Annotated in this window: 22 protein-coding genes; 10 read left to right on the top strand and 12 right to left on the bottom strand. The window is 72.4% G+C overall.

The window, feature by feature from the left end:
* Positions 1-33: 33 nt before the first annotated feature.
* Positions 34-795 (bottom strand): hypothetical protein, encoded by a 762-nt coding sequence (locus tag E1262_RS05410; protein ID WP_132102046.1) that lies wholly within the window; start codon positions 793-795, stop codon positions 34-36.
* Positions 796-914: 119 nt separating this feature from the next.
* On the opposite strand from E1262_RS05410, the gene E1262_RS05415 reads away from it, so the two are divergent.
* Positions 915-1,793, top strand: coding sequence for an SURF1 family protein (locus tag E1262_RS05415; protein ID WP_132102048.1), 879 nt, complete (start codon positions 915-917; stop codon positions 1,791-1,793).
* Here E1262_RS05415 and E1262_RS05420 read toward each other — a convergent pair.
* From E1262_RS05420 to E1262_RS05430, 3 genes are read right to left on the bottom strand one after another with little or no spacing between them, the layout of a single operon-like run.
* Complete coding sequence (locus E1262_RS05420; protein ID WP_203453576.1) at positions 1,759-2,070, bottom strand: DUF3817 domain-containing protein; 312 nt, start codon at positions 2,068-2,070, stop codon at positions 1,759-1,761. The genes E1262_RS05415 and E1262_RS05420 overlap by 35 nt on opposite strands.
* Before the next feature lie 9 nt (positions 2,071-2,079).
* Complete coding sequence (locus E1262_RS05425) at positions 2,080-3,468, bottom strand: adenylate/guanylate cyclase domain-containing protein (protein WP_132102049.1); 1,389 nt, start codon at positions 3,466-3,468, stop codon at positions 2,080-2,082.
* Positions 3,465-5,207: an NAD(P)/FAD-dependent oxidoreductase gene (locus tag E1262_RS05430; protein ID WP_203453577.1), complete on the bottom strand. Its 1,743-nt coding sequence runs from the start codon at positions 5,205-5,207 to the stop codon at positions 3,465-3,467. Before E1262_RS05430 ends, E1262_RS05425 begins: the two co-directional genes overlap by 4 nt.
* Positions 5,208-5,493: 286 nt before the next feature.
* Between E1262_RS05430 and arfB the strand changes: the two genes are divergently transcribed.
* Positions 5,494-5,916 (top strand): alternative ribosome rescue aminoacyl-tRNA hydrolase ArfB, encoded by a 423-nt coding sequence (arfB, locus tag E1262_RS31250; protein WP_238992839.1) that lies wholly within the window; start codon positions 5,494-5,496, stop codon positions 5,914-5,916.
* A gap of 21 nt (positions 5,917-5,937) precedes the next feature.
* On the opposite strand, the gene nusB is transcribed toward arfB, so the two are convergent.
* The 3 genes from nusB to E1262_RS05450 are packed head-to-tail and all read right to left on the bottom strand — an operon-like array spanning position 5,938 to position 8,075.
* Positions 5,938-6,348 (bottom strand): transcription antitermination factor NusB, encoded by a 411-nt coding sequence (nusB, locus tag E1262_RS05440; RefSeq protein WP_132102053.1) that lies wholly within the window; start codon positions 6,346-6,348, stop codon positions 5,938-5,940.
* Positions 6,349-6,361: 13 nt separating this feature from the next.
* Positions 6,362-6,922 (bottom strand): elongation factor P, encoded by a 561-nt coding sequence (efp, locus tag E1262_RS05445; protein WP_132102055.1) that lies wholly within the window; start codon positions 6,920-6,922, stop codon positions 6,362-6,364.
* Positions 6,923-6,965: 43 nt separating this feature from the next.
* Positions 6,966-8,075 (bottom strand): M24 family metallopeptidase, encoded by a 1,110-nt coding sequence (locus E1262_RS05450; protein ID WP_132102057.1) that lies wholly within the window; start codon positions 8,073-8,075, stop codon positions 6,966-6,968.
* A gap of 98 nt (positions 8,076-8,173) precedes the next feature.
* On the opposite strand from E1262_RS05450, the gene E1262_RS05455 reads away from it, so the two are divergent.
* The 4 genes from E1262_RS05455 to E1262_RS30790 all read left to right on the top strand — a co-directional run bounded on the left by E1262_RS05455 (position 8,174) and on the right by E1262_RS30790 (position 10,459).
* Positions 8,174-8,653 (top strand): hypothetical protein, encoded by a 480-nt coding sequence (locus tag E1262_RS05455; protein ID WP_132102059.1) that lies wholly within the window; start codon positions 8,174-8,176, stop codon positions 8,651-8,653.
* Between the two features lie 393 nt (positions 8,654-9,046).
* Positions 9,047-9,352, top strand: coding sequence for a toxin-antitoxin system HicB family antitoxin (locus tag E1262_RS05460; RefSeq protein ID WP_132102061.1), 306 nt, complete (start codon positions 9,047-9,049; stop codon positions 9,350-9,352).
* Complete coding sequence (locus E1262_RS05465) at positions 9,349-9,795, top strand: type II toxin-antitoxin system VapC family toxin (RefSeq protein WP_132102063.1); 447 nt, start codon at positions 9,349-9,351, stop codon at positions 9,793-9,795. Before E1262_RS05460 ends, E1262_RS05465 begins: the two co-directional genes overlap by 4 nt.
* A gap of 16 nt (positions 9,796-9,811) precedes the next feature.
* Positions 9,812-10,459 (top strand): ribosomal protein L7/L12, encoded by a 648-nt coding sequence (locus E1262_RS30790; protein ID WP_203453578.1) that lies wholly within the window; start codon positions 9,812-9,814, stop codon positions 10,457-10,459.
* A 6-nt stretch (positions 10,460-10,465) separates the two neighbouring features.
* Here E1262_RS30790 and aroQ read toward each other — a convergent pair whose 3' ends face one another.
* Together aroQ and E1262_RS05485 are read right to left on the bottom strand one after the other, a co-directional pair.
* The gene (gene aroQ / locus E1262_RS05480) at positions 10,466-10,900 is read right to left on the bottom strand and encodes a type II 3-dehydroquinate dehydratase (protein ID WP_132102065.1); all 435 of its coding nucleotides are present in this window, start codon (positions 10,898-10,900) and stop codon (positions 10,466-10,468) included.
* Between the two features lie 28 nt (positions 10,901-10,928).
* On the bottom strand, positions 10,929-11,846 hold the full coding sequence (locus E1262_RS05485; protein WP_132102066.1) for an aldo/keto reductase: 918 nt from the start codon (positions 11,844-11,846) through the stop codon (positions 10,929-10,931).
* Between the two features lie 377 nt (positions 11,847-12,223).
* On the opposite strand from E1262_RS05485, the gene E1262_RS05490 reads away from it, so the two are divergent.
* Positions 12,224-12,736, top strand: a complete 513-nt coding sequence (locus E1262_RS05490) for a pyridoxamine 5'-phosphate oxidase family protein (RefSeq protein ID WP_162605783.1) — start codon at positions 12,224-12,226, stop codon at positions 12,734-12,736.
* On the opposite strand, the gene aroB is transcribed toward E1262_RS05490, so the two are convergent.
* From aroB to aroC, 3 genes are read right to left on the bottom strand one after another with little or no spacing between them, the layout of a single operon-like run.
* Positions 12,733-13,824, bottom strand: coding sequence for a 3-dehydroquinate synthase (gene aroB, locus E1262_RS05495; protein ID WP_132102070.1), 1,092 nt, complete (start codon positions 13,822-13,824; stop codon positions 12,733-12,735). The genes E1262_RS05490 and aroB overlap by 4 nt on opposite strands.
* Positions 13,814-14,314, bottom strand: coding sequence for a shikimate kinase (locus E1262_RS05500; protein ID WP_132102072.1), 501 nt, complete (start codon positions 14,312-14,314; stop codon positions 13,814-13,816). The genes aroB and E1262_RS05500 overlap by 11 nt, the downstream gene beginning before the upstream one ends.
* A complete protein-coding gene (gene aroC, locus E1262_RS05505) occupies positions 14,314-15,510 on the bottom strand; it encodes a chorismate synthase (protein ID WP_132102074.1) in 1,197 nt (398 codons plus the stop codon). The genes E1262_RS05500 and aroC overlap by 1 nt, the downstream gene beginning before the upstream one ends.
* 172 nt (positions 15,511-15,682) lie before the next feature.
* On the opposite strand from aroC, the gene E1262_RS05510 reads away from it, so the two are divergent.
* Genes E1262_RS05510 through E1262_RS31620 form a run of 3 tightly spaced genes read left to right on the top strand, consistent with a single transcriptional unit; the run spans position 15,683 to position 19,840 of the window.
* Positions 15,683-17,209, top strand: a complete 1,527-nt coding sequence (locus tag E1262_RS05510; protein WP_132102076.1) for a TldD/PmbA family protein — start codon at positions 15,683-15,685, stop codon at positions 17,207-17,209.
* Positions 17,210-17,217: 8 nt separating this feature from the next.
* Complete coding sequence (locus E1262_RS05515) at positions 17,218-18,597, top strand: metallopeptidase TldD-related protein (protein ID WP_132102255.1); 1,380 nt, start codon at positions 17,218-17,220, stop codon at positions 18,595-18,597.
* Between the two features lie 37 nt (positions 18,598-18,634).
* The gene (locus E1262_RS31620) at positions 18,635-19,840 is read left to right on the top strand and encodes a Fic family protein (RefSeq protein WP_132102078.1); all 1,206 of its coding nucleotides are present in this window, start codon (positions 18,635-18,637) and stop codon (positions 19,838-19,840) included.
* The last annotated feature ends 45 nt before the right edge of the window (positions 19,841-19,885 follow it).

Consider the following 19,885-nt stretch of genomic DNA (forward strand, 5'->3'; position numbering starts at 1 on the left):
AGAGACGCGGGTTCCGGCACTCAAACGACGAACTCAGCGCCCGCCGCTGATTCCGCGGTGCGCCTGCGCCAACCGCTCCATCCCGTCCGCCAATACCTCGACGCCGGTGTGGTCAGACGACCGCAGCAGCAGCCCCGCCGCCTCCCACAGCGCCGTCTGGACGGCGTTGGCGGTCTGGTCGTCAGCGGCGGCGGTGGCGGCCGTCTCGAGGCCGGTGGTGGCATCGACGAGGCGGGACCAGGAGGTCGGGGCGTAGCGGCCGGTGACGACGCGGACCCGCTCGCCCTCCTTGAGGACGGCGTCGCGGTCGCGCTCGAACAGGTATTGCCCGAGCGCGGCCCCGCCCACGCCGCCGCCGGCAAGTCCGACGAGCGCGCCGATGACCGCTCCGATGGCGCCGAGACCGATCACCAGAGCGAGCACGACCAGCAGCACCGCACCGACGGCCGCGCCGGCGATGGCCGGGGCGAGCTGGTGGCGGCGCAGCCCGATGCCGACCACCTGGAACATCGGCCCAGGCTGGGCGAGTGCCTCGGCGACGCGGGCACGCAGCGGCTGGTCGTTCAGCCCGGGCCGCAGCACCGCGAACGTCTCGGGGACCGCCTGACCGGACGTGGCCGCATGCGCGGGCCGGCCCGACGTCCACCGGACGGCGCCCCAGGGGCGCTTCTCGACGACGTTGGGCAACCACGAGCCGCGCTTGGCGTGCAGCCGATCGACGATCTCCTGCTGCTGCTCCCAGGCCTGCGACCACTCCCACTCTTTCATGGCGCTCAGCGGGTGCGGTCGGCTCATCTCGATCTTCTCTCCATCGTGATCGTTCACCAGGGTGGATGTTGCGCCCGTCCCCCGAACGAGACTGTTCGAAGCCTACCCAACGGCCTACCAAGATCATGTGGTCCATCCGGACATAAATGTCTGATCTTGCCTGCTACGGCTCCCCCGCACGCACCGGGCCGCCCACCGGGCCGTACGGTGTGAGTGTGTACCGGTTCCTGCTGACGCCTCGCTGGCTGCTGCTCCACGCCGTGGCGGTGGCGGCGGTGGCCGGCTGCCTGGTGCTCGGCTGGTGGCAGGCCGACGTCTACCAGGACAGTCACGGCCGGCACGAGCTGCGCGCCCGCGAGCCGGTCGCCATCAGCGAGCTGGTCGCGCCGGGCGCGGAACTGGGCGATGCCGCCGACCGGCAGGCCGTCGCCACCGGGGCCTACCTGGCGGACCAGCAGCAGCTCGTCCCCGGCCGGGCGCACGACGGCACGCTGGGCTCGTTCGTCGTCACGCCGTTGGAGACCGGCGACGGCATGGTGGTGCCGGTGCTGCGCGGCTGGGTCGACGACCCCGAGGAGGCCGGCACCGCCGTCCCGTCCGGCGAGGTCACCGTCACCGGCTACCTGCTGCCGCCCGAGACGCCCGACCATGCGACCGTGCGCAGCGGTCAGGAGCTCGAGGACGGCCGCATCGCCTACATCGCGCCGGACCAGCTGGCCCAGCGCGCCGGGGTGAGCGAGGCGACGGCGCTGCACGGCTACCTGCTGCTCCGCGAGGAGTCGCCGGAACCGGCCGCCGCGCCCGCGGTGCTCGACGTCGACACCGTCGCCCCCATCCGCGACGTCAGCCCGTGGCAGAACCTCTCCTACTGGGCGCAGTGGTGGGTGTTCGCGCTGGCCGCGGTGGTGTTCTGGGTGAGCATCGTCCGCAACGGCGTCCGCACCCGCCGGGCCGCGGCCGCCTCGGCCGACGACACCCGCGACGACGACGTCAGCGCACCCGCTCCGTCTCACGCGCCTTCCTGACGACGAACCGCTCGGCGAAGAACGACGCGAACGGCACGGTCCCGGCCAACGCGATGAGCACCGCCCAGCTCGCCTTCCAGCCGCGCTGGTGCACCAGCAGCCCGGTAGCCACGAGGTAGATCACGTACAGCCAGCCGTGGATCGGCGAGACCGTGCGGCTCATGGTGGCGTCGCCGGGCGGGCCGTAGCGGACGTAGATCGCCACGCATAGCACGAGCAGCACCACCCCGGTGGTGTAGGCCATGACGCGGTAGAAGGGCAGGGCATCTCGACGCACCCTGCGAGCCTAACCGAGCCCCAGCAGCCGGTACGCCTCGACCACGCCGGTCTTGCCCTTGACCTCCAGGCCCTCGACCCGCTCGGTCCGCGCTCCGGGCAGCCGCCGCGCCGTCTCGGCACCGATCAGGACGCCGCCGACGGGCGCAGCGCTCTCCAGGCGGGCGGCCAGGTTCACGGCGTCGCCGATGACGGTGAACGTACGCCCGCCGGCGGTGCCGAGGAGGCCGACGGCGACCTCGCCGGTGTTGACGCCGACGCGGAACCGCGGCCAGCCGGGATGCGCGTCCGCCACCGTCGCCGTCACCTCCTGGATCGCCAGCGCCGCCGCGGCCGCCCGCCGCGCGTGGTCGGGCTGGTCGCCGTCGCGGTTGAACGTCACCATCAGCGCGTCGCCGACCAGCCGGTCGACGGTGCCGCCGTACTGTTCGACGACCGGCGGGATGGCGATGGCGAAGTACTCGTTGAGCATCTCGGTGACGTCCTGCGGGCGGGTGCGCTCGGAGAACGACGTGAACCCCTGCAGGTCGGCGAAGAGCACGCTGAGCTCGCGCATCCCCTTCGCGGTGTCGCCGAGGTAGAGGCCGGCGAACCGCTCCTCGTACCACTGACGGTGGGCGCTGAGGGCGACCAGCGCGAACGCCGCGAGCATCAGCAGGTGCCACTCCCACCAGCTGGCGTGCCAGTTCCGGCCCAGCGCCACCGCCACCGACGCCTCGGCCAGCAGCACGAACGCCGCGGCCATCGCCAGCAGCAGCGTCACCGAGCCGGGATGGCTGGGCAGCCGCAGGTACCGCACGACGGCGAACAGGTACAGCAGCAGCGCGGCGACAGCCAGCCAGACCAGCGGGCCGGACGCCCGTTCCGGCGGCGCCGGGTCGTTCAGTGGCGCCAGGCCTCCAACCGACGCCGCGCCCCACAGCACCATGACCGTCAGCAGGACGCCGCGGATCGTCCCTGACCACCGCATCACCGCGTGCGCGCGGCCGCCGCCCAGCTCCGTCGCCGACGCCGCCGCGAACACCGCCGCCACCAGCAGCCCGACCGGCGTGGCCAGCGCGAACCCGGCATTGGACTCGTCGAGCAGCACGCCGGGCGTCGCCAGCGCGTGCAGCCCGAGGAACCCGGCCGCCGCCAGGAACGCCAACGAGACCAGGAAGACACGCGCGTCGCTGCGCCGGCGCGCGGCCGTCCCCGTCGCGTAGGCCAGCCCCGTGCTCAGCGCCGCCGCGCCGAGCACCAGCCAGAAGTGCGCCGGGTGGTGCTGCCACATCACGTCCCACTCCGGCACCGCCAGCAGCACGACCAGCCCGGCGATCGGCAGCGCCAGCAGCAGCGCGGCCGTGCCGAGGCGGGGCGCGACGGCGCGCGCCGGCGGGTCCGCGGGCGTCCCGGTCACGGCCGTGTCCTGCCCGGCTCCGTGGCCGCGAGGACCTGGTGCACCTGCTGGATGACCACCGACCCCTCGCCGACGGCCGACGCGACCCGCTTGACGGACCGGCGGCGGACGTCGCCGACCGCGAACACGCCCGGCACGCAGGTCTCGAGCATCAGCGGCTGCCGCTCCAGCGGCCAGCGCCGCGCGGCGTGGCTCTCCATGACGTCCGGGCCGGTGAGGAGGTAGCCCCACTGGTCGCGCTCGATCCGCTCCGGCAGCCATCCGGTATGCGGCTCGGCGCCGATCAGCACGAACAGTCCCGTCGCCGGTTCGGTGTGGGTCTCGCCGGTGGCGCGGTCGCGCAGCTCGACCCACGCCAGCCGGCCGCTGCCGCCGCCGTCGACCACCTCGGTCCGCAGCCTCACCTGGATGCCGGCCGCGTCGATGGCGTCGATGAGGTACTGCGACATGCTCTCGGCCAGCGACGCGCCCCGCACCAGCAGCGTGACGGCGCCGGCGTAGCGCGACAGGTGCATGGCGGCCTGCCCGGCCGAGTTGCCGCCGCCGACGACGAACACCGGCTCCCCCGCCATGGCCCGGGCCTCCGACACCGACGCGCCGTAGAAGACGCCGGCGCCCTCGAAGGCCTCCAGCGACGGCACGCCGATGCGACGGTAGCTGACGCCGGTGGCCAGCACGACGGCGCGTGCCCGGGCCTGCTGCCCGTCCGCCGCCGTCAGCACGCGCCAGCCGTCCTCGGAGGTCAGGCCGACCAGCTCGCGCATCAGCAGGAACGTCGTCCCGAACACCCACGCCTGCTGGTAGGCCCGCTGGGCCAGCTCGGCGCCGCTGATGCCGCGGGCGAAGCCGAGGTAGTTGCGGATCAGCGAGCTGGATCCGGCCTGCCCGCCGATCGACTCGCGCTCGACGACGAGCGTGCGCAGCCCCTCCGACGACGCGTAGACGGCGGCCGCGAGCCCGGCGGGCCCGGCGCCGACGACGATGACGTCGAAGTCGGTCGCCTCACCCAGCGTCGTGTTCACGCCGTAGGCGTCGGCCAGCTGGCTGTTGGTCGGGTCGACGAGCACCCGGCCGTCGTGCAGCAGGACGACCGGCGCGGTGACGTCCGCCAGGCCGGCCGCCGCGAGCGCCGTCCGTCCCTCGTCGGTCTCAGACGGGTGGAACTGGTGCTGGACGCCGTTGCGGACCAGCAGGCTGCGCAGCTCGTGGGCGCGCGGCGACCAGCGCGGCGCGACCACTGTCACCTCGCGCGGCGCCGCCGATACCGACCGCTCCCACTCCAGCAGGAACTCGGTGACGGTGCGGTGGAAGTACTCGTCCGGCGAGCGCCAAGGCCGCAGCGCGTAGTAGTCGATCTTGCCGAGCGCGATCAGCCGGTGGATCGCGTCGGCGGTCTCGCGGTCGGCCCACGCGCCCCAGTCGACGACCAGCGCCCGCTTGGCCTCCGGGTACAGCTGCTTGACCTGCCCGAAGACGGCGTCGGCGGGGTCGCCGTCATCCTCGCCTGCGCCGTTCGGTGGCCGGTCGCAGAGGACCAGCGCGACCTGGAGGCCGCGGTCGCGGAGCGACTCCAGTGTCGTCAGCCCGGCCGCGCCGCTCCGCTCGTCGACGACGTCGTAGTCGCCGCCGTAGCGCCGGCGCAGCTGGTCGGCGATGCGGCCCTGGCCCGCCGCGTCGTGCTCGTGCTCGATGACCACCAGCACCGGCCGCCGTTGGTCCGGCTGGACGGACAATGCCACACCGACACCTCCCCCCGAAGGTCGCGGCCGGCCGTGCCCGTGGCCGGCCGCTTGCGGCGAGTCTACGGCCCAGACGCGCGGTTGCGACCGGTCGCGACGGGAGAAGCGGTGGCAGCCGGCCGCAGGGCCACGCGCCAGCGGGCGAGAAGGGGTGGCAGCCGGCCGCAGGGCCACGCGCCAGCGGGCGAGAAGGGGTGGCAGCCGGCCGCAGGGCCACGCGCCAGCGGGCGAGAAGGGGTGGCAGCCGGCCGCAGGGCCACGCGCCAGCGGGCGAGATAATGGGCAGGTGGCGCCGGTCCGAGTCCGCGAGACGCTCGTCATCCCCGACGACGAGCTGTCCTGGCGGTTCTCCCGGTCCAGCGGACCGGGCGGTCAGGGCGTCAACACGACCGACTCACGGGTCGAGCTGTCGTTCGACGTGCTCCGGTCCCGGGCGCTGAGCGCGGTGGGCCGAGCCCGGGTGGCCGAGCGGCTGCGGCACCGGCTGGTGGACGGCGTGCTGACGGTGGTCGCGTCGGAGCACCGGTCCCAGCTGCGCAACCGCGAGGCGGCTCAGGAACGGCTGGCGGCGTTGCTGGACGACGCGCTGCGCCCGCCCCCGCCGCCGCGCCGGCCGACCAAACCGTCGCGGGCGGCCCGGGCCCGCCGGGTGGAGCAGAAGCGGCGGGCCGGCGAGAGGAAGCGCCTGCGCCGCCGCCCCGACAACTGACGCGACAACGCCGGCCGCTGATCAGGCGCTCAGGCTGGGCTTGATGGCGACGAGCCGGCCGAGCAGGCCGTTGACGAACGTCGGCGACTGGTCGGTCGACAGATCGCGGGCCAGCGTCACCGCCTCGTCCAGTGCCACCGGGTCGGGGACGTCGTCGCGGTAGAGGACCTCGTAGACGCCGATGCGCAGCACGTTGCGGTCGACCGCCGGCATGCGCTCCAGCGTCCAGCCCTCCGAGTAGGTCGAGATGAGCTCGTCGATGCGGTCCCTGTGCGCGATGACGCCCTCGACCAGCTGGACGGTGTACTCGTTCAGCGGCTGCTCGGCGGTGGCCATACGGTGCGACAGTGTCGCACCGAGGGTGAGGCCGCGCAGCTCGGACTCGTACAAGATGTCGAGCGCGCGCTTGCGGGCGCGGCTCCTGGCTGGCATGTCCCGGCGCCCGTCAGCCCGCGCGGCCGAGGTAGGAACCGTCGCGGGTGTCGACCTTGACCTTCTCGCCGCTGGTGATGAACAGCGGCACCTGCACCTCGTAGCCGGTCTCCAGCCGGGCCGGCTTGTTGCCGCCGGTGGAGCGGTCGCCCTGCAGGCCCGGCTCGGTGTACTCGATGGTGAGCACGACCGAGGCCGGGAGCTCGACGAACAGCGGGGTGCCGTCGTGCAGGCCGACGGTGGCGTCCTGATTCTCCAGCATGAAGTTCGCGGCGTCGCCGACCACGCTGGCCGGGACGTGCGTCTGCTCGAAGCTCTGGGTGTCCATGAACACGAAGTCGTCGGCGTCGCGGTAGAGGTAGGTCATCTCGCGGCGGTCGACGTTGGCGGTCTCGACCTTCACGCCGGCGTTGAACGTCTTGTCGACCACCTTGCCCGACAGCACGTTCTTGAGCTTCGTCCGGACGAACGCGCCGCCCTTGCCGGGCTTGACGTGCTGGAACTCCACCACGCTCCACAGTTGCCCGTCGAGGTTGAGCACGATGCCGTTCTTGAGGTCGTTGGTCGTCGCCACGTCGTTCTTGCCTTCTTCGTCGTCGTCGATGGTCCCTGGCGTGTCACGCGTCCAGGACCAGCAGGTCCTTGGTGGTGGGTGTGAGCAGCTCGGAACCGCCGGAGGCCCGAACCGCCAGCGTGTCCTCGATGCGGACGCCGCCGCGGCCGGGCAGGTAGATCCCGGGCTCGACGGTCACAGCCATGCGATCGGCCAGTGTACCCGTCGCGGAGTAACCGAGCGTCGGCGCCTCGTGGACCTCCAGGCCCACGCCGTGCCCGGTGCCGTGCCCGAAGTTCTCCTTGTAGCCGGCGTCGTCGATGATCGCGCGGCTGGCGCGGTCGACGGACATGCACTCGGCGCCGACGGCGACGGCTTCGGTGCCGGCCCGCTGGGCGGCGGCGACGAGGTCGTAGATCTCCCGCTGCCAGTCCTGCGGCTGTGCGCCGACGACGGACGTGCGGGTGCAGTCGGCGTGGTAGCCGCGGTAGGCGCCGCCGAAGTCGATCTTCAGCAGCTCGCCGCGCTCGACCACGCGCTCCGTCGGCCGGTGGTGCGGGATCGCGCTGTTCGGACCACTCGCGACGATGGTCTCGAAGGCGATGGCGTCGGCGCCGTGGCCGAACATCCTCCACTCCAGGTCGCGGGCGATCTCCTTCTCCGTCCGCCCGGCGAACCCGCCCGCCGCGTAGAGGTCCTCCAGGGCCCGGCACGAGATGCCGCAGGCCTCGGCCAGCAGGCCGAGCTCCTCCTCGTCCTTGACGGCGCGCAGCTGCTCGACCGCGCGGCCGAGGTGGACGGTCTCGACGGCGGCCGGCTCGGCGTCGAGCGCCCCCTGGACCGCCTCCCAGAGCTCGAGGGTGACGGCGTGCTCCTCGACGCCGAGCCGTAGACTCCCCCCGGCCTTCGCCGCGCGCGCGGCGAGGGACGTCGCCACTCCCCGCTCGACCACCAGCTCCACGTCTTCTGCGACGGCCTTGGCCGCCGTAGAATAACGGCTATCCGTCGCAAGTACGGCCGAACCGTCCGCAGTCAGGAGCAAAGCCGCGTTACTGCTGTCGAGGCCGGTGAGATAACGGACGTTGACCAGGCTTGTGACTAGCGCCGCATCAATCTTGTCATCAACTAGCTTCCGAGCCAGTTCGGTGCGTCGCCTCGCATGGGTCTCCGCCATCTTCTACGCCCTCTCTCCCGGTCTGACCTGTACAGATGTCATTGCATTTCAATAATTGAGACGGGTGCTTCGCAGTTGATCACTGCTCGACTACGCTCGTGATCATGCTCATCCTAGGCCTGGTCGTCATCGTCATTCTGGCCCTCGTCATGAGCTTTCTCGTCATTCGGCGTGGGCCCGAGACAACCACCGCGCGCACCTTCTCATCGTCCTTGACACCGCCCCCCGGGATCCGACTCCCCCGCGAGTTGCAGGACGAGGCTCGTGACGTCGCATCGCGTGGCAATACCGACCAAGCTGTGAAAATCCTGCAGAAGCGGACAAGCCTTCCACCACCGCAGGCTACCGCCATCGTCTACGCGCTTCAGGCGGGACAGGTGTTCCCGGAGCCCGAGCCAGCCAGCACCGCGCCGTCGACCCCGGCCCGCCGCCGCGGCGCCATCGACGCCGAGCTGCTGGCGACGCTGCGCCGGCTGGTCAGCCAGGACCGCCTGCGCCGCACGGCCGCGATCCGGCTGCTCAAGGAGCGCACCGGCATGAACAGCCGCGACGCCAGGCGGTTCCTCGACGCTCTCTGACCCTTGCCGGCTCGTCGACCCGACCCGTGGATCGCGTACATCACGAGGATTACCCCAGCGTCAACACGATTGCAGGCGTGGTGACGCTCCAGAAGACCTAATGATGGCCCGCCAAACGCGGCGAAATCTCACCACCTGGACGCCGTGCAGGACCGGGAACGGCTCTCGCCCGTCCCCGGCGCGGGCGTCACGCACACGTAGCGGCGCTCCCCGACCCGAGCGCGCCGGCGAGACGCGGCCGCTGGCAACGCGGCATCACCGAACAACCCACCCACGACGCCCCGATCATCGCCCACCACGGCAAACCACCGGCGAGAAGGACCCACGGATCAGGCCTGCGGCTCCCATTTTCGGTCTTGATATCACCACCTATCCCGGTGATAGCATGCCGGCATGCGCCAGTTGCTGCTGCGGATCCCCGAAGATCTCCACCGTCGGCTCACCGCGCGGGCGCAGCGCGAGGGCGTCTCCATCAACGCGCTGGCCAACAAGGTGCTCTCCGCCGCCGCGCCGCCGCCTCCCCCGTCCGACGACGACATCGACGTGCGCCGTCTGGAGCTGCGCGAGAAGGCGCGCGAGCTCGGCATCCTCGTCGAGAACCCGGCGCCCTCCGTCCCGCCGGCCCAGTTCACCCGTGCGCTCAAGGCCACCGAAGGAGCCGGTCCGGTCGTCGACGAACTCTGGTCCGACGGCCGATGAGCATGCTCACCTACGTCGACTCCTCGGTGCTGGTGCGCTCCTACCTCGCCGACGAGCCGCGGCACGCCGTCGCCCGCGGGCTGATCGAGGGCCGTACCCTTCTGGTCACGTCCACGCTGGCGCTGCTGGAGGCGTCGTCGGCGCTGGTCCGGGCCGCACGCACCCGCCACGTGGGCGACGTCGACACCCTGCTGGCCAAGCTCTACGAAGAGGTCTCGCCCACCGGGCCGATCGCGCTGATCCGGGCCGACGCCCTCGACACCGAGAACACCGCCCGGGTGCTGGTGCGCCGGTTCGGCATCCGCGCGTTCGACGCGCTGCACCTGGCCATCGCCGACCTCGGCGCGCGGCCTCTGGTCCGCTCCGGCGAGCGGGTCGGGTTCGCCTCGCACGACCCCGCGCAGCGCGCGGCGGCCGCGGATCTGGGGTTCGTGGCGGTCTGACCGGTACCGTCTTCGCGTGGACTTCTGGCTGATCGTCGTCATCGCGTTCGGGGCCGCGCTCGTCCTCGGATTCGGCATCGTCATCCTGCGCGGCCGGGCCGACGCGGTACGCGGCGCGCCGTCGGGGAACGGCCGGAGCGCCGCGGTGGCGCCCGCCGTCCTGGACCGAGCGGCCCTCGACGACGCCGTCGGCGCCCTGCTCGCGGAGGGCAGGGTGATCCCGGCGGTCAAGCTGGTCCGCCAGCAGACCGGCTTCGGGCTCAAGGAGGCCAAGGAGTACGTCGACCGGCTGGCCGCCGGGGCGAGTGCGCAGGCGGCCGCGCCGTCGCCGCAGGCTCGCGAGTCGATCCCGCCCAAGGCGATGGCGCGCATCCAGCAGCTGGCCGCCCAGGGCAAGAAGATCCAGGCCGTCAAGGAGCTGCGCCAGCACACCGGCCTCGGCCTCAAGCAGGCCAAGGACACCGTCGACCGGATGGCGGAGTCTGCCGTCGTGGGCGCACACGACGTTCCCACGCCCGCTCCCGCCGACCCGACCGACGACGTGATGGCGCGGATTCAGGTGCTAGTGGCGGAGGGCAAGAAGATCCAGGCGATCAAGCTGCTGATCGACAACGCACCGGAGCTGGATCTGAAAAAGGCCAAGGAGATCGTCGACCGGCTCTAAGCGGCCTCAGACCAGATCGGCGACGGCGCGCAGCGCGAGGTCGTAGGAGCCGAGCCCGAAGCCGGCGACGGTGCCGGTGGCGACGCCGGCGACGACGCTGGTGTGCCGGAACTCCTCGCGTGCGGCCGGGTTGGAGATGTGCACCTCGATCAGCGGTGCCCGCAGCTGGGCGCACGCGTCGCGCAGCGCGTAAGAGTAGTGCGTGAACGCGGCCGGATTGAGCACCACCGGCGTGCCGGCGTCAGCGGCCTCGTGCAGCCAGTGCAGCAGCTCGGCCTCGTCGTCGGTCTGCCGCACGTCGGCGTCGAGCCCGAGGCCGGCGGCGGTCTTCCGGCAGCGCTCCACCAGGCCGGCGAAGGTCGTGCTGCCGTAGACGTCCGGCTCGCGGGCTCCCAGGCGGCCGAGGTTGGGACCGTTGAGCACCAGTACGCGCGTGGTCACGGCCTGACCCTATCGGGGCGCCCGTACGTCACGGGAGCCGGTTGCCGGCGGCGCGGTAGAGCGCGTACCAGGTCTCACGGCTGAGTTCGAGGTCGGCCGCCCGGGCCAGCTCCGCGACGCGGGCCGGCTTCGTGGTGCCGACGACCGGCTGCATCCGGGCCGGGTGGCGCAGGATCCACGCGACGGCGACGGCCGCCGGCGTCGTGTCGGCCTCGGCCGCGACGGCCGCGAGCGCCTCGTTGAGTTCCTGGAAGTCCTGGTTGCCGAGGAACGTCCCGGCGATGTGGCCGTGCTGCAGCACCGACCACGGCTGGATGGTGATGCCGTGCAGCCGGCAGTATTCCAGCGCGCCGCCGTCGCGGACCACCCCGCCGTCGAACCCGGTGTTGACGTTGAGACCGGAGTCGACCAGCGCGGTGTGCGCGAGGCCGAACTGCAGCTGGTTGGCGATCAGCGGCTGCCGCACGTGCGCCCGCAGGAGCTCCAGCTGCGTGGCGTTCTGATTGCTGACGCCGACGTGGCGCACCTTGCCCGCCGACACCAGCTCGTCGAAGGCCGCGGCCACCTCCTCCGGCTCCATCAGGGTGTCCGGCCGGTGCAGGAGCAGCAGGTCGACGTAGTCGGTGCGCAGCCGGCGCAGCGACCCCTCGACCGACGTGCGGATGTGCTCGGCGGAGAAGTCGAAGAACCCGGACCGGATGCCGCACTTCGTCTGGACGACGACGTCCTCGCGGCGGATCGCCGCCTGGGTCAGGGCGGCCCCGAACACCTCCTCGCACCGGCCGCCGCCGTAGATGTCGGCGTGGTCGAACATCGTGATCCCGGCGTCGGCGGCGGCGCCGATCAGCCCAGCGACCTCGTTCTCGGACAGCTGGTCGATGCGCATGCAGCCGAGCGTGACGGCCGAGCCGCGCAGCCCCGAGCCGCCGATGTCGATGTATTTCACCGGGCGAGCCTAACCGGCGCGCGGAAGCGCCCCGTTTGCCTTGGCACAACATGTCGTGGTCGACCTGCCGGTGCTGGTCACGTACGCCGGTGTGCTGGCCGCCGGTCTCACCGAGAGCGCCATCCGCCACCGGGTGCGCGCGGGTGAAGTACGACGACCCGTAGGGCACCGCCCCACCCGTGTTGTAGGGAGAAGACCGGACCATGGGCCGCCGGCCGACGGCACGGGAAGAAGCACAGCCAGGAGCGACTCGAGGATCTCGGGTTCGTCATCACCCGCTGGACCGGCGCCGGGATCCACCGCGACCTGTACGGTGCGCCGCTGCTGGTCCGCTGAGTGCACCGACGCTGTCGGTGCCCGGTGCCACGATGACGGGCATGACCGATGAACCGGAGACCAGTTCGATGGTGAGCGACGGCTCGGCCACCACGCCGTGGGCCGACGCGGTGGCGGCGCTGGCCGCCGCCGACACGTACTGGCTGTCCACGGTGCGCCCCGACGGGCGGCCGCACGTCGTCCCGATCCTTGGCGTGGTCGTCGACGGCGTGTTCCACTTCGCCGCGTGGCCGGGCAGCGTCGCCGGGCACAACCTGGCCACCGACCCGCGCTGCGTCGTCGCCGTCAACGCCGGCGGCATCGACCTCGCCGTCGAGGGCCGGGCGGTGCCGGTGCGCGCCGAGCCCGTCCTGCAGGCGGCGGCCGCGCGCTACCTCGAGCAGTACGACTGGCCGGTCGAGATCCGCGACGGCGCCTACCATGCCGAGGGCGCGCCGACGGCCGGACCCGGACCGTACAACCTCTACGCGGTGACGCCGTCGACGGCGTTCGGCTACGGGTCGGGCAGCGGCGAGGACTACAACCCGACGCGCTGGCGGTTCGGCCGGCGCTAGCGCGCCACCTCGGTGAACGCGGCGGTCAGCAGCTGTGGGTCGGGCGCCTCGAGGATGCCCGGCTTGCCGAGCGCGTCGAGCACGACGAACCGCAGGCGGTCGCCGCGGCTCTTCTTGTCGATGCGCATGGTGTCGAGCAGCCGCGGCCAGGCGGACCCGTCGTACGACGTCGGCAGGCCCAGCAGCTCGAGGATGGTGCGGTGCCGGTCGGCGGTGTCGTCGTCGAGCCGTCCCGCCAGGCGACCGAGCTCCGCGGCGAACACCATGCCGACGGAGATCGCGGCGCCGTGCCGCCACTTGTAGCGCTCGAGCTTCTCGATGGCGTGGCCGAGCGTGTGCCCGTAGTTGAGGATCTCGCGCAGCCCCGACTCCCGCAGGTCCGCGCCCACGACGTCGGCCTTCACCCGTACCGACCGCACCACGAGGTCGCGCACGTAGGGACCGTCGGGCCGCGCCGCGCCGGCGGGGTCGGCCTCGACGATGTCGAGGATCGAGGGGTCGGCGATGAACCCAGCCTTGATCACCTCGGCGAGCCCGGCGACGTACTCGTTCACCGGCAGCGACGACAGCGCGGCGAGATCGCAGAGCACACCGGCCGGCGGGTGGAACGCGCCGACCAGGTTCTTGCCCTCGGCGGTGTTGATGCCGGTCTTCCCGCCTACGGCGGCGTCGACCATGCCGAGCACCGTCGTCGGGATCGGGACCCACGTCACGCCGCGCAGCCAGGACGCCGCGACGAACCCGGCGAGGTCGGTGGTCGCTCCCCCGCCGATGCCGACGACGGCGTCGGAACGGGTCATGCCGATGCGGCCCAGCACCGACCAGCAGTACGCCGCGACCTCGGCGGTCTTCGCGTCCTCGGCGTCGGGGACCTCGACGGCGTGCGCCTCGAGTCCCTGCGCCACGAGGTCGTCGCGAACTGCGTCGGCGGTGGTCCGCAGCGCGCCGGGGTGGATGACGGCGATGCGCTGGACGTTGTCGCCGAGCAGGCCGGGCAGCTCGCCCAGCAGCCCGGTGCCGATGACGACGTCGTACGGGTGCTCGCCGCCGACGTGGACCCTCGTCGGCGCGTCGGCGTCAGTGGACATGCTTGACGACCTCGTCGGCGATGTCCTCGGGGGTGCGGCCGCCGGTGTCGACGGTGACCGTGGCGGCCTCGAGGTAGACCGGCCGACGTTGGTCGAGCAGCCGCTTGAGCTGCGCCCGCGGGCTCTCCAGCAGCAGCGGCCGGTCGCGGTTCAGGCCGACCCGCGAGACGGCATCGGCGAGGCCGACGTCGAGGAAGACGACGACGTGACCGGCGAGCAGCGCGCGGTTCTCCGGCGCGACGACCGCGCCTCCGCCGAGCGCCAGGACGCCGTCCTGCTCGTCCAGCGCCGTGGCGACGGCGGCGCGCTCCAGCGAACGGAACGCCGCCTCGCCGTCCTCGACGAAGATGTCGGTGATCGGCTTGCCCGCGGCGCGCTCGACATCGGCGTCGGTGTCGCGGAACGTGGTGCCCAGCCGCTGCGCGACCAGCGTGCCGACGGTGGTCTTGCCGGCGCCGGGCGGGCCGATGATCACGACGCGCGGCGCCATCAGCGCACCGCCAGCCGGGCCGGGATGGCGTCGAGGTAGCTCTTCAAGTTGCGGGCGGTCTCGGCGACGGAGTCGCCGCCGAACTTCTCCAGCGCCAGCTCGGCGACGACCAGCGCGACCATCGCCTCGGCGACGACGCCGGCCGCCGGGACCGCGCACACGTCCGAGCGCTGGTGGTGCGCCTTGGCGACCTCACCGGTGGCGGCGTCGATGGTGCGCAGCGCCCGCGGCACCGTCGAGATGGGCTTCATCGCGGCCCGGACCCGCAGCGTCTCACCGGTGGACATGCCGCCTTCGATGCCGCCGGACCGGCCCGACGTCCGCCGCACGCCGCCGCCGTCGACCGGCAGGATCTCGTCCTGTGCCTGCGAGCCGCGGGTGCGGGCCAGCTCGAAGCCGTCGCCGACCTCGACGCCCTTGATGGCCTGGATGCCCATGAGCGCGCCGGCCAGCCGGGCGTCGAGCTTGCGGTCACCGTGCACGTAGCTGCCGACGCCCGGGGGCAGGCCGGTGACGACCACCTCGACGACGCCGCCGAGGGTGTCGCCCTCGTCGTGCGCGGCGTCGACCTCGGCCACCATGAGCTTGCTGGTGTCGGAGTGGAAGCAGCGCAGCGGGTCGGCGTCGAGGTAGTCGACGTCGTCGGGCGTGGGCAGCGGCGAGCCTGCCGGCACCGCGACCGTCCCCAGCTCGACCGTGTGGCTGACCAGCCGGACGCCGTACGCCTGGCGCAGGAACGCCGAGGCGACCGCGCCGAGCGCCACTCGGGCGGCGGTCTCGCGCGCGCTGGCCCGCTCGAGCACCGGGCGGGCCTCGTCGAAGCCGTACTTCTGCATGCCCGCGAGGTCGGCGTGCCCTGGACGGGGACGGGTCAGCGGGGCATTGCGGGCGCTGCCCTCGAGGACGGCCGGGTCGACCGGGTCGGCTGACATCACCTGCTCCCACTTGGGCCACTCGGTGTTGCCCACCTGGATGGCGACGGGGCTGCCGAGCGTGCGGCCGTGCCGCACCCCGCCGACGACGGTGACCGCGTCGGCCTCGAACTTCATCCGGGCGCCGCGGCCGTACCCGAGCCGCCGCCGCGCCAGCGCCGCGTCGATGTCGGCGGTCGTGACCTCGACCCCGGCCGGAAGTCCCTCGAGGATCGCGACCAGGGCCGGTCCGTGCGACTCCCCCGCTGTCAGCCATCTGAGCATGCTCGAATTCTCCCACGCTCCGCTCGCCCGCCCCGACCGGCGTCCACGAGCACGCACGCTCGCCGTTGATCTTGGAGTTCTTCGGGCATCTATCGGACATTCCGCCCCGCAATTGCCGAACAACTCCAAGATCAACACCGGTGCGTCCGGGCGCTGGTCTAGGCTCGGCAGGGTGCCGCACGAGATCGATCCCGCCTTCATCGCCCTTCCGATGCGCTCGCTGGCCGACGCCGCGTTGCAGCGAGCCCGTGACCTCGGCGTCGAGCACGCCGACTTCCGGCTCGAGCGCATCCGCTCCCAGGACCTCTCCTTCCGCGACGGCAAGCTCGAGGGCAGCCGCGACGGCGAGGACGTCGGGTTCGCGGTCCGCGTCCTGCATGAGGGCACCTGGGGGTTCGCCGCCACCGTCGACCTCACCAGCGACGACGCCGCGAAGACGGCCGAGCAGGCGGTCGAGCTCGCGAAGGTGTCGCGGCGCCTGAGCCCGGCACGCGTCGAGCTGGCCGACGAGCCCGTCCACCCCGACGTCACCTGGGTGTCGGCCTACGAGGTCAACCCGTTCGACGTCCCCGACACCGAGAAGATCGACCGCATGGTCGGCAACTCCGTCCGGGTCCTCGCGCAGCCCGACGTCGACCACGTCACCGCGCAGCTGCAGCAGGTGCAGGAGAACAAGTTCTACGCCGACACCCACGGCACCGTCACCACCCAGCAGCGGGTCCGGCTGCACCCGGTCTTCGAAGCGGTCAAGGTCGACGCCGCGAGCGGCCGGTTCGAGACCATGCGCACGCTCGCCGCCCCGGTCGGGCGCGGCTGGGAGTACGCCACGGGCGCCGACGGCGTCGTCGACTGGGGCGCAGCGCTGGACGAGCTCGGACCGCTGCTGGCGGAGAAGTTCGCCGCCCAGAGCGTCCAGGCCGGCCGCTACGACCTCGTCATCGACCCGACGAACCTGTGGCTGACCATCCACGAGTCCATCGGTCACGCCACCGAGCTCGACCGCGCGCTCGGCTACGAGGCCAACTACGCCGGCACGTCGTTCGCCACCCTCGACCAGCTGTGGACGCTGCGCTACGGCTCCCCCATCATGCACGTCACCGGCGACCGCACGACGCCGCACGGCCTGTCGACCATCGGCTACGACGACGAGGGCGTGGCGGCGCAGCGGTGGGACATCGTCAGCGGCGGCACGCTGGTCGGCTACCAGCTCGACCGCGCCATGGCCGCCGCCAACGCCAGCGCGCTGGGCACCAGCCGCTCCAACGGCTGCGCGTTCGCCGACTCCCCCGGCCACGTGCCGGTGCAGCGCATGGCGAACGTCTCGCTGCAGCCCGCCGACGGCGGCCCGTCCACCGACGAGCTGATCTCGCAGGTCGACGACGGCATCTACGTCGTCGGCGACAAGTCGTGGTCGATCGACATGCAGCGGTACAACTTCCAGTTCACCGGCCAGCGGTTCTACCGCATCCGCGGCGGCGAGCTGGACGGCCAGCTGCGCGACGTCGCGTACCAGGCCACCACCACCGACTTCTGGGGCTCGATGGCCGCGGTCGGCGGCCCGCAGACGTACGTGCTGGGCGGCGCGTTCAACTGCGGCAAGGCCCAGCCGGGGCAGATCGCGCCGGTGTCGCACGGCAGCCCGTCGGCGCTGTTCCGCGACATCCGCGTCCTCAACACCGCCGAGGAGGGTGGCCAGTGAGTGGCACCATGACGCCGCAGGAGATCGTCGAACGCTGCCTCGAGCTGGCCAAGGGCAGCGGCACGATCGTGTTGGTCGACGAGACGTCCACGGCGAACCTGCGCTGGGCCACCAACGCGCTGACGACCAACGGCGTCACCCGCGACCGGTCGGTCACGGTGATCGCGACGCTGGACGGCGGGACGGGGACCGCGTCCGGCGTGGTCGCCCGCAGCGCCGTCACGCCCGAGGGTCTGGAGCCGCTGGTCCGCGCCGCCGAGCAGGCCGCGCGCGACAACGGCCCCGCCGAGGACGCCCAGCCGCTGATCGAGGGCGACGCCGGCCCGGGCTGGATGGACCCGCCCGGCGAGACGTCGCCCGACGTGTTCGGCGGCATCGCGCCCGCCCTCGGCGACGCGTTCAGCCGCGCCGACGACGAGCGGCGGCTGCTGTACGGCTACCTCGAGCACGGCGTCCGCACCACGTACCTGGGGTCGTCGACGGGCCTGCGGGCGCGGCACGAGCAGCCCACCGGGCACATCGGCATCACCGGCAAGTCCGCCGACAAGACCCGCTCGGCCTGGGTCGGGCAGTCCTCGCGCGACCTCACCGACGTCGACGTCGCCGCGTTGGACGCAGAGCTGACCAAGCGGCTGGGGTGGGCGCAGCGCACGGTCGAGCTGCCGGCCGGCCGCTACGACACCGTGCTGCCGCCCACCGCCGTCGCCGACCTGATGATCTACGCGTACTGGACGATGAGCGCCCGCGACGCCGCCGACGGCCGGTCGGTGTACTCCGCGCCCGGCGGTGCGACGAGGGTCGGCGAGCGGCTGTCGAAGCACCCGGTGTCGCTGTGGTCCGACCCCGCCGCGCCGGGGCTGGAGTGCGCGCCGGCGGTGTTCGCGCACGCGTCGTCGGCGGAGTCCAGCGTGTTCGACAACGGCCTGCCGGCCGGGCGTACCGCGTGGATCGAGGACGGCACACTGCGGGCGCTGCTGCAGACCCGGCACTCGGCCGGACTGACGGGCCTGCCCGTCACCCCCGCCGTCGACAACCTCGCCCTCACCGTCGACGGCGCCACCGGCGGCATCGGGGACCTCGCGGCCGGGGTCGAGCGCGGCCTGCTGCTCACCTGCCTCTGGTACATCCGCGCCGTCGACCCGCAGACGCTGCTGCTCACCGGCCTCACCCGCGACGGCGTCTACCTGGTCGAGAACGGCGAGGTCACCGGCGCCGTGAACAACTACCGGTTCAACGAAAGCCCGGTCGCGCTGCTCGACCGCTTCACCGCGGCCGGCGCGACGGTGCCGACGTTCAGCCGCGAGTGGGGCGACTACTTCCCGCGTACGGCCATGCCGGCGCTGCGGGTGCCCGACTTCAACATGTCGTCCGTCTCCCAGGCCTCTTAGCATCGGAAAACCCTTGATCTGATGCTAAGCTCTCCTCGTGGCATCGGATACGGTGTGGCCGGCGATCGGCTGGGAGGAACACCCCTGGCGTTCCTCGTTGCCACCCGATCTCGTGTCGCGGCGACTCCGAGAGCGCCACAGCGGCCAATACCGTGCCGCGGTCGTCCCGCCGATCGCGACGGCAGACGTCACACTGCCGTCGGCCGTGCTGGCGCTGGCCGACGAGGCGTCCGTGGAGATCGCCCGCTATGACGCCGAACTCGGTGCCAAGGTCGCTCCGTTCGGCGCGCTGCTGCTTCGCTCGGAGTCGGCATCGTCGTCGCAGATCGAGAATCTCACGTCCGGCGCCCGGGCCATCGCCCTCGCCGAACTCGACGAGGGCAACCGGTCCAACGCGGCGCGCATCGTGGCGAACGTCCGCGCGATGGAGGCGGCGATCGACCTGGCCGACCGGCTGAGCGCCGACGCCGTCCTCGCGATGCACGCGATACTCATGGCTCATGACCCGGACCACTCTCCTGGTCAGTGGCGCGACCAGCAGGTATGGGTCGGTGGCACGAATGTCGGACCGCACGAGGCGGCCTTCGTGCCACCGCATCACGCACACGTCCGCACAGCGATCGACGACCTCATGAGGTTCGTCCGCCGCGACGACGTTCCCGTACTGGTTCACGCCGCACTCGCCCACGCGCAGTTCGAGACCATTCACCCGTTCACCGACGGCAACGGCCGCACGGGTCGTGCGCTGATCCACGCCATGCTCCGGGCCAAAGACCTCACGAGGAACATCACGGTGCCTGTGTCTGCTGGACTACTCACCGACACGGATGGCTACTTCGCGGCGTTGACCAGCTTCCGGCGCGGCGACCCGGCACCCATCGTCACCGCGATGGCCCAGGCGGCGCTCATCGCCGTCGTCAACGGACGTCAGCTGGTCGCGGACCTCGAAGCCGCCCGGCAACGGTGGACGGAGCGGATCAGGGCGCGTCGCGACTCGGCCGCGTGGCGACTGGCTGATCTGCTCTTGCGGCAGCCCGTCATCGACGCGGCCATCGCTCAGTCCGAGCTCGGGACCACGTCGGCGAACGCTCACGGAGCCATCCGCCAGCTCGAAGCGGCCGGCGTGATCACGGAGTTCTCCGGCAAACGCCGAGGCCGGTACTGGCAGGCCCCGGAGATCTTGGCCGCTCTGGACGACTTCGCGGTGCGAGCCGGACGGCGCGGCCGTCCGACGACCGCATGATGGCGGGTGGTTCGGTGGCGCCAGGGCACCACCGAACCACCCGCT

This window comes from Jiangella aurantiaca, assembly GCF_004349105.1.
Lineage (GTDB): Bacteria > Actinomycetota > Actinomycetes > Jiangellales > Jiangellaceae > Jiangella > Jiangella aurantiaca.